Source organism: Arthrobacter sp. ISL-69 (assembly GCF_018613775.1).
Taxonomy (GTDB): Bacteria; Actinomycetota; Actinomycetes; order Actinomycetales; family Micrococcaceae; genus Arthrobacter.
This window is the reverse complement of the sequence record NZ_JAGGPO010000018.1, coordinates 64,663-78,848: the sequence shown is the minus strand read 5'-3', so window position 1 is coordinate 78,848 and position 14,186 is coordinate 64,663. Positions and strand designations below refer to the sequence as shown.

Here is a 14,186-nt window from a genome sequence, read left to right as displayed (position 1 = left end):
GCGCCTTTACGCATCGGGCTGCCCTTTGTGCGGCCCGGGGCCGGCGCACCACCGCCCTGGGGCCTGCTGTCCTGTTGACCCCCAAGGGCATTGACTCTTGGGGGGAACCGATGGATCAAAACGAGCTTAACCAGGAGGACAGATCACCTGTCCCCACACTTGCAAAAGGCCGCGGCACAAATACCAGGCTGAGGATCATGCTGGCCGCAGGAGCCGTGGTGACGGCGATTGCCGTGACCGCCATAAGCTTCTCCGGCGCCGCGCAGACGTCCCAGGTCAGCGAAGCCCAGGCCGTGACGCCTGCGGTGCCTGCGGCCGCCAACTCCGCAGACGCCTCTGCCACGGCCGGTGCCAACACGCCGGAGGCGGCTGTTGCTGCCGTTCCGGAAGCCGCGCCACAGCAAGCACCGGCTGCCGAACCGGCGCCCGCCGTGCAGGCACCCGAACCGGCCCCAGAACCGGTCCCCGCCCCGGCACCCGAGGCATCCAACACGTACACGGTGGTTGCCGGGGACACGGTGGGGGCGATCGCTGCCCGCTTTGGCGTCGACATGAACGCCATGCTGGCGGCCAACGGGCTGGGCTTGTACTCGCCGATCGTGCCGGGCCAGGTCCTGAAGCTGACAGGCCCCGCCATTGCCGCCCCGGCCGCGGCAGCGGCACCGGCACCGGCACAGGCTCCGGCACCAGCCCCCGCTCCTGCTCCTGCTCCGGCCCCCGCGGTCCGGACAATCTACGTCGCGGGCGCCGGTGGCCAGGGGATGGTGGACGCCTGTATCGGCCCGATTCACTTCACCCCGACTGATGCGTACGCGCTGTTCATCACGGAACACGACTTCTGCGGCGGGTGGGCACGGTTCTCGGGGATCGGCGTCGGCGAAACGGTCAGCATTCCCGGCTACGGAACCTACACGGTCACCGGGCGGGGCCAGGTGCCCAACCCCGGTACAACGAACAATGTCTCAGCGGTTTTCGGAGGTTTTCCGCGGGTGATCCTGCAGACCTGCATCCCGGGGACCAACCAGATGCTGGTGATAGGCCTCAACTGATTTCCTAGGCTTGTCCGCGGTTCCGAGCCTTGAAGGCTAGGGACCGCGGACAAGCTCGGGCCGGGACGCGAAAACGTAGCGGAAACAGAAAAGTCTCCGGAACCTGGTGGTTCCGGAGACTTTTCCAAGGGTGGCAGATGAGGGATTCGAACCCCCGTAGGCGTTGCCAGCTGATTTACAGTCAGCCCCCTTTGGCCGCTCGGGTAATCTGCCGAACTTCAAAAGAAGATCACTCGCGGCTTCCATGTTCAGAACGGCTGTTTCCATCCGTTCCGCTTCCAGCAACCGCGGGCAAGACAACTTTACAGAACTTCTGCCGAAGAATCGAATCGAGCCTCAAGAGGCCCCGAAGCCCCCGGAATTCCGCGGAAATCAGGCTTCACCGAGAATGCGTCCGGCCAGTTTCGCCTCGAACTTGGCGGCTTGCTCCTCCGTGATCTGGTTCAGCTGCACTGCCCGCATCAGGTCCGAGTGCACACCGTCCATTCGGGAAGAGGCGTCTGCCACGGGGCTAAGGATGATGGACGCGGCCACCGCGGCCGCTGCCACGGAGGTCGCCGCCGTGGCGATTGTTGCGGCTGCGGCTGCAGTTGAGCGGGTGACATAACGGACGGCCTTCTGGTGCATGTGCTTTCCTTCCGGGGCAACTCTTCCAACACCTTCAACTCTGGGGGCCAAGGCTTCGTTCCCGCCCTGCGTTCGCTATGAGGAAACTGTGAATCGCCCGGAACGGTTCCACTTCGAACGTTGTTCGGGACGCGGCCTTCACTTGGACGCCATCCGTACTAGGCTGGAATGCAGACAACACCGCCCTTCAAGGGGTATCGGGACGATCAGCAGGAGGACAGTTATGGCAGGCGAATCCACATTCGACGTCGTCAGCAAGGTAGACAAGCAGGAAGTTGCCAATGCGCTGAACCAGGCGCAGAAGGAACTGGCCCAGCGGTATGACTTCAAGGGCGTCGGCGCCGAGGTCGATTTCAGCGGTGAGAAGATCCTGATGAAGGCGAACTCCGAAGAGCGCGTGCTCGCCGTCCTGGACGTGCTGCAGTCCAAGCTCATCCGCCGCGGGATTTCCCTGAAGTCCCTCGACACGGGCGAGCCCTACGCGTCCGGCAAGGAATACCGGTTGGAGACCTCCATCAAGGAGGGCATCGCCCAGGACCTCGCCAAGAAGATCAACAAGCTGATCCGCGACGAGGCCCCGAAGTCCGTCAAGTCCCAGATCCAGGGCGACGAACTGCGCGTGACGTCCAAGTCACGCGACGACCTCCAGGAGACCATGAACCTGCTTAAGGGCTTCGACGAGGCCGACCTGCAGTTCGTGAACTTCCGCAGCTAGCCCCGCCGTCGTTTTCGACGCGAAAAAAACCTGACGCTACACCAAGAGGCCGGCGACACCCGTATACGGGCCGCGCCGGCCTCTTTTCGCGTCGAAGGGCACTTTGCGCGTCGAAAAGCACGATGCGCCTCACCACGGAAGAAAGTACGACGGCGGCGCTCAGCTGTGCGGGTGGCCCGCCATCAGTTCCAGCCGTTCGATGCGGTCCTGCATCGGCGGGTGCGTGGAGAACATTTTGCTCAGCCCGCCGCCGCGGAACGGGTTGGCGATCATCAGGTGCGACGCGTTCACCAGCTTCTGGTCCTGAGGCAGCGGCACCATCTGCACGCCCTGGTGGATCTTGCGCAGGGCTGAGGCGAGCGCCAGCGGATCGCCGGTGAGCTCGGAACCGTCCTCGTCGGCGTCGTACTCCCTGGTCCGGGAGATGGCCGACTGGATCACGGTCGCCGCGAGCGGGGCCAGCAGTGCCATGGCGATCATCGCGAGCGGGTTCGCATTGCGCCGGTCGCCGCCGCCGAAGAACAGCAGCATCTGCCCCACCGAGGTGATCACGCCGGCTACCGCCGCGGCCACGGATGAGGTGAGGATGTCCCGGTTGTAGACGTGCATGAGCTCATGGCCGAGCACGCCGCGCAGTTCACGGACGGACAGCAGCCGCAGGATGCCTTCGGTGCAGCAGACGGCGGCGTTCTGCGGGTTCCTGCCGGTGGCAAAGGCGTTCGGCGCGGGCGTGGGCGAGACGTAGATCCGGGGCATGGGCTGGTTGGCCCGGGCCGAGAGCTCCCGGACAGTCTGGTAGAGCTGCGGGGCCTGCTCCTCGGTGACGGGGTAGGCCTGCATGGACCGGAGCGCGATCTTGTCGCTGTTCCAGTACCCGTAAGCCGTGGTGCCCACGCCCACCAGAGCCATGATCCAGATGGGGGTGGCGCTGCGCGTGCTGCTGCCGATCACGGCACCGAGCCCCAGGAGCACGGCCCAGAGCACCCCGAACAGCGCCGCGGTCTTGAGCCCGTTGTGGTGATTATGCACTGTGCCTCCTCGCGAAGTTCCTGCCCTCATGAAATGACTGCGGGGCGGTCCCTACGGAACGGGATTCCGCGCGTCGTACTTCAAAAAACCCGACTGCCAGCGTGCCAGCGCCCATGCCACAGCGATGCACAGGAGGCCGCCCAGCAGCAAAACCCAACCTTCACTCAAAAGTTTAGTGCCGCCGCCGGCCAGCATGTCCCCTATCCTCGGACCGCCCGCAACCACCACTACAAACACGCCCTGGAGCCGCCCGCGAAGGTGGTCGGGCGTGGCCGCCTGGAGGATGGTGGTGCGGAAAACGGCGCTCACGGAATCGGAGATGCCGGCCAGTGCACAGCACAGCGCGGCGGGCAGCAGCCACAGCGTTACGCCGGCGGCGCCGGAGCGCCCCGCCAGGACCACCACCAGCCCGAAACCGGCAATGGACGCGCCCCAGCCCATGACGGACCACACCACGGCACTTCCTTGCCGGCGGACGCCGCCCAGGGGTCCGGAGAACAGGCCGGCCAGGAAGGCGCCGATTGCAGTGGATGCCAGGAGGATGCCCACCGTGGCCTCGCCGCCGCCGATCATCACCGCACCGATGGCCGGCATCAGGGCCCGGGGCTGCGCGAAGATCATGGCCACGAGGTCGATCACGAATGTCATGCGGAGGTTCGGGCGCGTGCCTAGGAACCGGAACCCCTCCACCACCGAACGCAGCCCCGCGCGGTGGGCTTCCTTCCCCGGCGGCATCGGCGGAAGCTTCAGCAGGGCCCAGAAGGCAAACACGAAGCTCGCCACGTCCAGCGTGTACGTCCAGCCGAACCCCACCCACGCCACCAGCACGCCGGCCAGGAGCGGACCGGCAGTCATGGCCAGGCCGAAGCTGATCATGCTCAGGGCGTTGGCCGCGGGGAGCAGCTCCTTGCGGACCAGCATGGGGATGATGGCGCTCCGGGCCGGCTGGTTGATGGCCTGCGCGCCGCTCTGCACGGCAACCAGCACGTACAGCAGCCACACGTTCCCCACCTCCAGCCAGGCCTGCAGTGCCAGCGCGGCCGTGGTCAGCCACAGCACGGTGGTGGCCAGGAGCGCCACCCTGCGGCGGTCGTGGGCATCGGCGATGGACCCGCCCAGCAGGCCGCCCAGCACCAGGGGAACCAGCGCGAAAATACTCAGCAGCCCGACGTAGAGGCTGTCCTGCGTCAGCCGGTACACCTCCAGGCTGACCGCCACCAGGGTGAGCTGGCTGCCGAGGTTGGAGACGGCTGATCCGAGCCACAGCCGGCGGAAGTCCGGACTCTCGCGCAACGGAGTGATGTCAGCCAGCAATTTACCCACCGGGCAACTCTAGCCGCGGGCACTGACGGAACCGGGCCATCCCGCCACCGGCACCCCGGCAGTGACCCCGGCAGGGCCCCGAATAGTGGCGCTGACCTTGATAGTCTCGGGCGGGGAAACACAACAGCGAACGGAGTGCGCATGGAGTTGTCCAGAAGGCTGCTTTTCGGCTCTGCGGTATGGGAAGTCACCCGGCCGCGCACGCCGCTGACTTCCGGCCACCTGATGATCCGCCTCAGCAATCCCGCGACGGCCCTCGACCACCGGTCGGCCGCCGACTGGCTGCTGTGCCACAACGCTGCCCGCACGGCACTGGCCGACGTCCTGGGGGCGGACACTTGCACTCTGCTTTTTGCGCACCGCTGGCATGCGCTCGGTGCCTCGATCGGCGAACCGGCCGCGGAGTCATCCACCCCCACGTTCCACCTGTTCGGCCGCTGGGACGGCGAACCGGTCACCCCTGCCGAACAGCTCGCCTTGCCTGCGCAGCGCCGCAGGCCGGTGCCGGATCAGGATCTGGACAAGCACGACGTCGGGCTGCGCACCGCGTTGCTGGCGGCGGCAACTGCCGCCCGGCCCAGCTCAGCTGACGGCACCGGCCCCCGCCGCGACGGCCCGAAAGGAGCGGTGCCGCTGCCCGCCATCCGCACCTGGCCGCCGTCGACCCCTGCCGGGACGCACCACACGGTCCTGGCGCCGGAGCGGAGCATCGGGTCCGTGCAGGACGTCACCCCGCAGGAACTCCTTGCCCTGGCCGCGGCATTGGAAGCCCTGGCGCTGCGGCAGGGCGTCGCGGGCCTCAGCTGCATGGTGCCGGACACTGCCGTTACGGGCGGGCGGCTGGAACTGCACGCGCTGGGCCGCTCCGCCGGCGAGGCCGTCAACCCGTTTGAAAGGGTGCTGCGTTCTCCGGAGATTAGCCTAGCCTTATTGTGATTCAGTCATAATAAGTGCTTCAATGGTGCTATGACAGTTCACGAGGCCGGCCAGGACGCATGGGCAGCTGCCCTGCGCGCCCACGGCCGCCGGGTGACCAAGCAGCGGCTGGCGGTTCTCACCGCCGTCGAACACCACCCGCACTCGCCGGCCGAAAGCATACTTGCCGCCGCGCGTGAGGAACTCCCCGAACTGACCGCGCAGTCCGTCTACGTGGTCCTTGGCGACCTCACGGACCTCCAGATGCTGCGCCGGTTCGAACCTCCCCATTCCCCAGCGCTGTACGAGACACGGGTGGGCGATAACCACCACCACGCCGTGTGCATCAGCTGCGGACGGGTGGAGGACGTGGACTGCGCGGTTGGCCACGCCCCCTGTCTCACCCCGCACTGGGACCCGGACGCCAAGCCGATGACCATCCAGATCGCTGACGTCATGTACCAGGGCATCTGCCAGGACTGTCAGCGCACCCAAAAGCTACCCGCCGAACGAAACTAAGCAAGAAACCCAACCAGAAGGAGAAAGATGACTCAGAACATCTCTGCGCCCGCTGTGTCCACCACGCAGTCCGGTGCTCCCGTCACTTCCGACGCTCACTCGAAGGCTGTCGGCGCTGACGGCGCCATCATCCTGACCGACCATTACCTGATCGAAAAGCTCGCACAGTTCAACCGCGAGCGTGTCCCGGAGCGCGTCGTGCACGCCAAGGGCGGCGGAGCGTTCGGCAAGTTCACCACCAGCGAGGACATCTCCAAGTACACCAAGGCCGCTTTCCTGCAGCCGGGTGTCGAGACCGAAATGCTGATCCGCTTCTCCTCGGTCGCCGGCGAGAACGGCTCCCCGGACACCTGGCGCGACCCCCGCGGTTTCGCCGTGAAGTTCTACACCTCCGAGGGCAACTACGACCTCGTGGGCAACAACACCCCCGTCTTCTTCATCCGCGACGGCATCAAGTTCCCGGACTTCATCCACTCCCAGAAGCGCCTCCCGGGCACCCACCTGCGCGACGCTGACATGCAGTGGGACTTCTGGACCCTCTCCCCCGAGTCCGCACACCAGGTCACCTGGCTCATGGGCGACCGCGGCCTGCCGGCTTCCTGGCGCGAAATGCAGGGCTACGGCTCGCACACGTACCAGTGGATCAACGCCGAGGGCGAGCGCTTCTGGGTCAAGTACCACTTCAAGTCCAATCAGGGCGTCAAGACCATCAGCGGTGACCAGGCTGAAGAGCTGGCCGGTTCGGACGCGGACTTCTACATCCGCGACCTGCAGGAAAACATCGCTGCCGGCAACTTTCCGTCCTGGGACCTGCACGTCCAGGTCATGCCGTACGAGGATGCCAAGACCTACCGCTTCAACCCGTTCGACCTCACCAAGGTGTGGCCGAAGGCTGACTACCCGCTGATCAAGGTGGGCACCATGGAGCTGAACCGGAACCCGGAGAACTACTTCGCGCAGATCGAGCAGGCCACCTTCGCGCCGTCGAACTTCGTTCCGGGCATCGCCGCGTCCCCGGACAAGATGCTGCAGGCCCGCATCTTCTCCTACGCTGACGCTCACCGCTACCGCGTGGGCACCAACCACGCCCAGATCCCGGTGAACCAGCCCAAGAACCAGGTCAACAACTACAGCCAGGACGGCGCCGGGCGTTACCACTTCAACGCCCCGTCCGTTCCGGTCTACGCCCCCAACTCGGTTGGCGGCCCCGCTGCTGTTGAGCCGCAGGACCCGGCAGGCGGCTGGGAGAACGACGGCGAGCTGACGCTCTCCGCGCACTCCCTGCACGCCGAGGACGGCGACTTCGGCCAGGCCGGCACGCTGTACCGCGAAGTGTTCGACGACGGCGCCAAGGCCCGCCTGCTGGACACCATCACCGGTGCAGTGGGCGGCGTGAAGAGCCCGGGGATCAAGGAACGCGCCATCCAATACTGGACCAACGTCGACGCCGACCTCGGCGCCAAGCTGCGCGCCAACCTCGGCGCAGGCCAGACGGCATCAGACGCCGAGGCAGCCAACAAGCTCTGATTCGCTCATTAGCTAAGGCTCGCTCCTGAACGGTGCCTGACTGCCTTTGATATGAACACCCCGCCGCGGATTTTCCGCGGCGGGGTGTTCTGCGTTCCGGGCGCTTTCCACATACGGTGCGAAGCCTCTGGCCTGCGCGGCAGGGCGGCCCTAGGCTCCCTACATGAACACATTCGACGGCATCCCCGCCGGTGCCTCCGGCTTCTATGCGGACCTTGAGCAGAACAACAACCGGGACTGGTGGCTGGAACACAAGGCCCGCTACGAGACGCTGGTCCGGGAACCGCTGGCTGCCCTGCTTGCCGAGCTGGAGCCCAGGTTTGGCCCCGCGAAGATCTTCCGGCCCAACCGGGACATCCGTTTCTCCCAGGACAAGTCCCCCTACAAGACAGCCCAGGGTGCGGTCGCGTCCTTCCAGGAGGGCGTGGGGTACTACGTGCAGCTGAGTGCCGACGGCCTCCTGGTGGCCGCCGGCTGCCATTCGATCTCGCCCGCCCAGCTTGCCCGCTTCCGGAACTCGGTGGATGCCACCGGGACCGGGGAATCCCTGGAGAAAATTGTCCATCGGCTGACCCATGCCGGATTCACCGTTGAGGGTGAACGGCTCAAGACCGTCCCGCGGGGCTTCCCCCGCGAGCATCCCCGGGCGGAGCTCCTCAAATACAAGTCGCTGTCCGCCGGCAGGGAGCTGGGCGAACCCGGCTGGCTCTCCACGCCGGGCGCCGCGGAGGAGGTTGGCGGGCTCTGGGAACAGTTGCGGCCGCTCGTCGAGTGGATGGGCCGCCACGCTTCGCCCTAAGGCAGCTGCACCGTAGACAGCTTCACCGCAAGGCAGCGTGCCGTACGGGCCGCGGTGGGTGACGGCGTCAGAAGTGCTGGCCGTCCGTGGCCAGGCGGTGCTCAAGGTTCGAGAAGAAGACGGTCACCATCAGTTCGAAGGCCTTCGTCGCTTCCTCGGGCTGGTTCATCACCACAAAATCGAACTGGAGGCCGTAGAACGTGGACGTGAAGAGGCGGGCGTCGGTGTCCGCGAACTCCGGGCGGATGCCCTGCACCACCAGCCAGTCGCGGGCTTTTTCGTGGAGCATGCGGAAGTGGTCCTGGGCTGTTCCGCGGGGCGAGGCCGCCACGATGTCCTGTGCCGTGGCCTCAAACTCAAGCCTTGCCAGGTGGCGGTTCCGCTGGGCCATCGTCCAGCGCCAGGACTCCATCAGGTAGGACCGCCAGGCCTCCTGGTCGATGTCGCGCACGTCCGTGGTGCGCATGCTGTCCAGCCGGGATTCGATGGAGCGGATGATCTCGTTGACCAGTTGCTCCCGGTTGCCGAAGTGGTAGACCAGCACGTAGGAGCTGATGCCCAAGCCGTCCGCCAGGCTCCGGAACGTGAGTTCGGCCAGGGTCTTGTCCATCAGGTAGTCCTGAATGGCGGACAACAGCTCCGCCTTGCGCTCCGGTTTAACTGCTCTGGCCATGGCTCCATCTTATGGAGTCATGGCCAGGGCGGATTCCGACGCAGCGGCGTGCGGACTGGAGCGGGGGTCAGCTGCGGGTGAGCGCGCCCTCGTCCTCGTCGTCCGCAGCGCCCTTGTCCTGTACTGCGTCCTGCACAGCTTGCGGGGCGCCATTGACGGCGGCCTTGGCTTCGGCGAACTTCTCGTTGAGCCGGGAATGGCGCTGGCCGTAGGAGAAGTAGATGGCCACGCCGATGACCAGCCAGATGGCGAAGAAGATCCAGGTCTCCACTGCGAGGTTCGTCATCAGGTAGAGGCACAGGAGCGCCGATACCACCGGGAGCACCTTGCCGAACGGGACGCGGAAGGCCGGCTTGAGGTCCGGGCGCTTCCTCCGCAGGACCAGGATGCCGAGGCTGACCATCACGAACGCGGAGAGCGTGCCGATGTTGATCATTTCCTCCAGCAGGTCCACGTTGGTGAGGCCTGCCACGACGGCGACCCCTGCACCGCAGATGATCTGGAGGCGGACCGGCGTCGCACGGATAGTGCTGGTCTTGGACAGCGAGCGCGGCAGCAGGCCGTCGCGGCTCATGGCCAGGACCACCCGGGACAGTCCCATGAGCAGCACCATGATCACCGTGGTGAGGCCCACCAGGGAGCCGAAGGCGATGACCTTGGCGGCGTCGGTGTTCCCCACGGCTTCGAAGGCGGTGGTGAGGGTGGGGTTCTCGGCCTCCGCCAGCTGCGTGTAGGACACCATGCCGGTCAGGGCGAGCGAGACCAGGATGTAGAGGACCGTGACGATCGCCAGGCCGCCGAAGATGCCGCGCGGCAGGGTTTTCTGCGGGTTCTTGACCTCTTCGGCCGAGGTAGCCACGACGTCGAATCCGATGAAGGCGAAGAAGACCAGCGCCGCGCCGGCGAAGATGCCCAGCGTGCCGTACTGAGCCGGCACGGCTCCGGTCAGGAATCCGAAGAAGGACTGCTTGAGCACGTCGGCACCACCTGAGGCGGCGGTGGGCTCGGAGGCGGGAACGAACGGTGCGTAATTCTCGAACTTCACGTAGCTGAAGCCCACCACGATGACGAACAGGACCACGGCGATCTTGATGAGGGTGAAGATATTGCCTACGCGGGCGGAGAGCTTCGTTCCCAGCACCAGCAGCACGGTGAATACGGCCACGATCAGGAAGGCGCCCCAGTAGAGGTCGATTCCGCCGAGCGAGATGGCGGGCGGAATGTCCACTCCCATCAGCGCGAAGACCTTGCTGAGGTAGATCCCCCAGTACTTGGCGATCACGGCTCCGGCGGTGAACAGCTCAAGGATGAGGTTCCAGCCGATGATCCAGGCCAGCAGCTCGCCCATAGTGGCGTAGGTGAAGACGTAGGCGGAACCGGCCACCGGGATGGCCGTGGCAAATTCGGCGTAGCACATGATGGCCAGGGCGCAGGTGACTGCAGCGATGGCGAAGGAAAGCGTCACAGCGGGGCCGGCGAAGTTCGCGGCGGCCTTGGCTCCGACGGAGAAGATCCCGGCGCCGACAGCAACGGCGACACCCATGATCATCAGGTCCCACGTGCTCAGGGAACGCTTCAGTTTGCGTCCGGGTTCATCGGCGTCGGCAATCGACTGCTCAATGGATTTTGTCCGGAAAAGGTTCATAGGAAAGTCCACAATCTCGATAGCTTGTTGGAAACAGACTTATCAAGAGTAGTGTCCATCCAGTGGACGGTCATATTTATCCCGGATAGTGAGACGCCGCATGCCCAGCCTGAAGATCATAGCGGGGTCGAGTTTTGGCGCGAACGAACACTTGAGGCCCCTCTCGCGAGGGGCCTCAAGTGTTCGTTCGTGCTGCCGGGACGGGCTGGTCAGGCCGGCCAGTCCATGAGCTTTGACCGGATCAGGAACCGCTTGCCTTCGGGTGATTCAACCGAGAACCCGCTCCCCCGGCCCTGGACCACGTCCACGGTCAGATGGGTGTGGCTCCAGTAGCTGAACTGCTCCCGGGACATCCAGAACTCGAGGGGCTGCGGCTGCACGCCGTCGGCGATGTCGAACAGCCCCAGGAGGACGTCGGCTTCCGCGGTGATGAACTCCCCGGCCGGATAACACATAGGCGAGGAGCCGTCGCAGCAGCCGCCGGACTGGTGGAACATGAGGGGCCCGTGCTGGCCCCACAGCTTCCTGAGCAGTTCCACAGCCTCGGCCGTGAGCGCCACGCGGGAGATGTCTTCCCCGGGCAGCGTCACTGCCGCGTCAAGCCTCGCCTCCATCATCAGTACTTGATGACGACGCGGCCGTCGATCTTGGCGTGCTTCATCTCGTCAAGAACGGCGTTGACCTCGGAGAGTTCCCGCGTGGACACGGTGGGGTGGATCTTGCCCTCCGCGTAGAACTCGAGGGCTTCCTCCAGGTCCTGCCGGGTACCCACGATTGAGCCGCGGACCGTCAGGCCCTTGAGCACAATCTCGAAGATCGGTGCCGGGAAGTCGCCCGGCGGCAGGCCGTTGAACACGATCGTGCCGCCACGGCGGGCCATCCCGATCGCCTGTCCGAATGCTGATGGGTGCACAGCCGTGACCAGGACTCCATGGCAACCTCCGGTTTCACGTTGGATGACTTCGACGGGATCCTCGTGCAGCGCATTCACGGTAAGTTCCGCACCGTGCTTCTTGGCCAGGGCGAGTTTGTCGTCCGCGATATCCACGGCGGCTACCCGCAGGCCCATGGCCACGGCGTACTGGACGGCAATGTGCCCGAGTCCGCCGATGCCGGAAATGGTGACCCACTGTCCGGGCTTGGCTTCGGTCATCTTCAGGCCCTTGTATACCGTGACGCCGGCGCAAAGCACCGGGGCGACTTCAACGGGGTCCGAGCCGGCAGGGATGCGGGCGGCAAAGCGCGTGTCCACGAGCATGTACTCCCCGAAGGAACCGTCCACACTGTAGCCGGCGTTCTGCTGCGCTTCGCAGAGGGTCTCCCAGCCGGTGCGGCAGTACTGGCAGTCGCCGCAGGCGGACCACAGCCAGGCATTGCCGACGAGGTCTCCGACGGCCAGGTCGGTGACACCCTCGCCCAAGGCAACCACTTCGCCTACGCCTTCGTGGCCGGGGATGAACGGCGGTGTCGGCTTGACCGGCCAGTCGCCCTCGGCCGCGTGGAGGTCGGTGTGGCAGACGCCGGTGGTGATGACCTTGACCAGCGCCTGGCCCCGGCCCGGGGTGGGAATGGGGAGGGTCTGGATCTGAAGATCCTTGCCGAATTCGGTTACTACTGCTGCTTGCATTGTCGTCGTCATTGGCGAAATCCTTGCGTTGATGGAGCGTTGGTGCGGTGGAGGTGGTGCTGCCTTCCTGAGGGGTGGCCAGGGTGGTGCGGGCGGGGACGGATCAGTGCTGATCCGTCCCCGCCCGGGCTGAAGGGCGGCTTAGAAGAAGCCGAGCTTGTTCTCGTTGTAGCTGACCAGGAGGTTTTTGGTCTGCTGGTAGTGGTCCAGCATCATGGAGTGGTTTTCACGTCCGATGCCGGAGGACTTGTACCCGCCGAACGCAGCGCCGGCCGGGTAGGCGTGGTAGTTGTTGACCCACACGCGGCCGGCCTGGATTTCGCGGCCTGCACGGTAGGCGACGTTGCCGTTGCGCGACCAGACGCCGGCGCCCAGCCCGTAGAGGGTGTCGTTGGCGATTTCCATCGCGTCGTCGTAGTCACTGAACCGGGCGACCGACACGACAGGTCCGAAGATCTCCTCCTGGAAGATCCGCATCTTGTTGTGGCCTTCGAAGACGGTGGGCTGAACGTAGTATCCACCGGCCAGGTCGCCTTCCAGCTGGGCGCGGGCGCCGCCGGTGAGCACCTTGGCGCCTTCCTGCTTGCCGATGTCGATGTAGGAAAGGATCTTTTCCAGCTGGTCGTTGGAGGCCTGCGCGCCGAGCTGGGTGTCGGTGTCCAGCGGGTTGCCCTGGATGATCTTCTCTACCCGGGCCACGGCGTCAGCCATGAACGAATCGTAGATGCCTTCCTGGACCAGGGCACGGGACGGGCAGGTGCAGACTTCGCCGGAGTTGAACGCGAAGAGCGCGAAGCCTTCCTGTGCCTTGTCATAGAACGCGTCGTCGGACTCGGCAACATCGTTGAAGAAGATATTCGGGCTCTTGCCGCCGAGCTCCAGCGTGACCGGGATCAGGTTCTGGCTGGCGTACTGGCTGATCAGCCGGCCGGTGGAGGTCTCGCCGGTGAAGGCGATCTTGCGGATCCGCGGGCTGGAGGCCAGCGGTTTGCCGGCCTCGACGCCGAAGCCGTTGACCACGTTGAGCACGCCGGCCGGAAGCAGGTCACCTATGAGCTCCATCAGGACCAGGATGGAGGACGGGGTCTGCTCGGCGGGCTTGAGGACCACGGCGTTGCCTGCGGCCAGGGCGGGGGCGAGCTTCCAGACGGCCATCAGGATGGGGAAGTTCCACGGGATGATCTGGCCGACGACGCCGAGGGGTTCGTGGTAGTGGTACGCCGTGGTGTCGTCGTCGAGCTGGGAGAGCCGGCCTTCCTGGGCACGGACGGCGGAGGCGAAGTAGCGGAAGTGGTCCGCCGCGAGCGGGATGTCCGCATTGAGGGTCTCGCGGATCGGCTTGCCGTTGTCCCAAGACTCGGCAACGGCAAGCATCTCGAGGTTCTCGTCGATGCGGTCGGCGATCTTGTTGAGGACCGCGGCGCGCTCTGCGACGGAGGTCTTGCCCCAGGACGGTGCAATCTTATGCGCGGCGTCCAGTGCCAACTCGATGTCTTCCGCGGTGCCGCGGGCAACTTCGCAGAAGACCTTGCCGGTGACGGGCGTGATGTTCTCGAAGTACTGGCCCTTGACCGGGGCAACCCATTCGCCGCCGATCCAGTTCTCGTAGCGGTCCTTGAACGTAACCTTCGAACCCTCGGTACCGGGCTGTGCGTAGACAGTCATTGCTAGCTCCTTTGCTGTGGCAGTTACTATGCCTCCACCGTAGGAGCCGGGAGGTTGCAACCAGGTTGCAACC

General features: G+C 65.5%; 14 protein-coding genes and 1 tRNA gene. 6 read left to right on the top strand and 9 right to left on the bottom strand.

Annotated elements, in window-relative coordinates:
* Nucleotides 1-110 precede the first annotated feature (110 nt).
* The gene (locus J7I79_RS12570) at nt 111-1,049 is read left to right on the top strand and encodes a LysM domain-containing protein (RefSeq protein ID WP_214953624.1); all 939 of its coding nucleotides are present in this window, start codon (nt 111-113) and stop codon (nt 1,047-1,049) included.
* Nucleotides 1,050-1,180: 131 nt separating this feature from the next.
* Here J7I79_RS12570 and J7I79_RS12565 read toward each other — a convergent pair.
* Both J7I79_RS12565 and J7I79_RS12560 read right to left on the bottom strand, forming a co-directional pair.
* Nucleotides 1,181-1,262: transfer RNA gene (locus J7I79_RS12565), tRNA-Tyr, on the bottom strand.
* Nucleotides 1,263-1,421: 159 nt separating this feature from the next.
* On the bottom strand, nt 1,422-1,676 hold the full coding sequence (locus J7I79_RS12560) for a hypothetical protein (RefSeq protein WP_104171946.1): 255 nt from the start codon (nt 1,674-1,676) through the stop codon (nt 1,422-1,424).
* 223 nt (nt 1,677-1,899) lie between these two features.
* Between J7I79_RS12560 and J7I79_RS12555 the strand changes: the two genes are divergently transcribed.
* Nucleotides 1,900-2,391, top strand: coding sequence for a YajQ family cyclic di-GMP-binding protein (locus J7I79_RS12555; protein WP_104171945.1), 492 nt, complete (start codon nt 1,900-1,902; stop codon nt 2,389-2,391).
* A 159-nt stretch (nt 2,392-2,550) separates the two neighbouring features.
* Here the strand turns inward: J7I79_RS12555 and htpX are convergent, their stop codons facing one another.
* Together htpX and J7I79_RS12545 are read right to left on the bottom strand one after the other, a co-directional pair.
* Nucleotides 2,551-3,420, bottom strand: coding sequence for a zinc metalloprotease HtpX (htpX, locus tag J7I79_RS12550; RefSeq protein ID WP_214953623.1), 870 nt, complete (start codon nt 3,418-3,420; stop codon nt 2,551-2,553).
* A gap of 51 nt (nt 3,421-3,471) precedes the next feature.
* Nucleotides 3,472-4,743: an MFS transporter gene (locus J7I79_RS12545; protein WP_214953621.1), complete on the bottom strand. Its 1,272-nt coding sequence runs from the start codon at nt 4,741-4,743 to the stop codon at nt 3,472-3,474.
* A 141-nt stretch (nt 4,744-4,884) separates the two neighbouring features.
* Between J7I79_RS12545 and J7I79_RS12540 the strand changes: the two genes are divergently transcribed.
* From J7I79_RS12540 to J7I79_RS12525, 4 genes are all read left to right on the top strand, one after another.
* Complete coding sequence (locus J7I79_RS12540; protein WP_214953618.1) at nt 4,885-5,679, top strand: hypothetical protein; 795 nt, start codon at nt 4,885-4,887, stop codon at nt 5,677-5,679.
* Nucleotides 5,680-5,709: 30 nt separating this feature from the next.
* Complete coding sequence (locus J7I79_RS12535; RefSeq protein ID WP_104171941.1) at nt 5,710-6,177, top strand: Fur family transcriptional regulator; 468 nt, start codon at nt 5,710-5,712, stop codon at nt 6,175-6,177.
* A 27-nt stretch (nt 6,178-6,204) separates the two neighbouring features.
* A complete protein-coding gene (locus J7I79_RS12530) occupies nt 6,205-7,704 on the top strand; it encodes a catalase (RefSeq protein WP_214953616.1) in 1,500 nt (499 codons plus the stop codon).
* Nucleotides 7,705-7,867: 163 nt separating this feature from the next.
* On the top strand, nt 7,868-8,503 hold the full coding sequence (locus J7I79_RS12525; protein WP_214953614.1) for a DUF2461 domain-containing protein: 636 nt from the start codon (nt 7,868-7,870) through the stop codon (nt 8,501-8,503).
* Between the two features lie 67 nt (nt 8,504-8,570).
* Here the strand turns inward: J7I79_RS12525 and J7I79_RS12520 are convergent, their stop codons facing one another.
* From J7I79_RS12520 to J7I79_RS12500, 5 genes are all read right to left on the bottom strand, one after another.
* Entirely contained in the window at nt 8,571-9,176 is a 606-nt protein-coding gene (locus tag J7I79_RS12520; protein WP_214953612.1) for a TetR/AcrR family transcriptional regulator, read from the bottom strand.
* A 67-nt stretch (nt 9,177-9,243) separates the two neighbouring features.
* Complete coding sequence (locus J7I79_RS12515) at nt 9,244-10,821, bottom strand: amino acid permease (RefSeq protein WP_214953610.1); 1,578 nt, start codon at nt 10,819-10,821, stop codon at nt 9,244-9,246.
* Nucleotides 10,822-11,030: 209 nt separating this feature from the next.
* A complete protein-coding gene (locus J7I79_RS12510) occupies nt 11,031-11,438 on the bottom strand; it encodes a DUF779 domain-containing protein (RefSeq protein WP_214953608.1) in 408 nt (135 codons plus the stop codon).
* Nucleotides 11,438-12,460, bottom strand: coding sequence for an alcohol dehydrogenase AdhP (gene adhP, locus J7I79_RS12505; RefSeq protein ID WP_214953606.1), 1,023 nt, complete (start codon nt 12,458-12,460; stop codon nt 11,438-11,440). Before adhP ends, J7I79_RS12510 begins: the two co-directional genes overlap by 1 nt.
* A gap of 129 nt (nt 12,461-12,589) precedes the next feature.
* Nucleotides 12,590-14,113 carry an aldehyde dehydrogenase family protein gene (locus J7I79_RS12500; protein ID WP_214953604.1) on the bottom strand — a complete coding sequence of 508 codons (1,524 nt, stop codon included), beginning with the start codon at nt 14,111-14,113 and terminating at the stop codon, nt 12,590-12,592.
* Between the last annotated feature and the right edge of the window lie 73 nt (nt 14,114-14,186).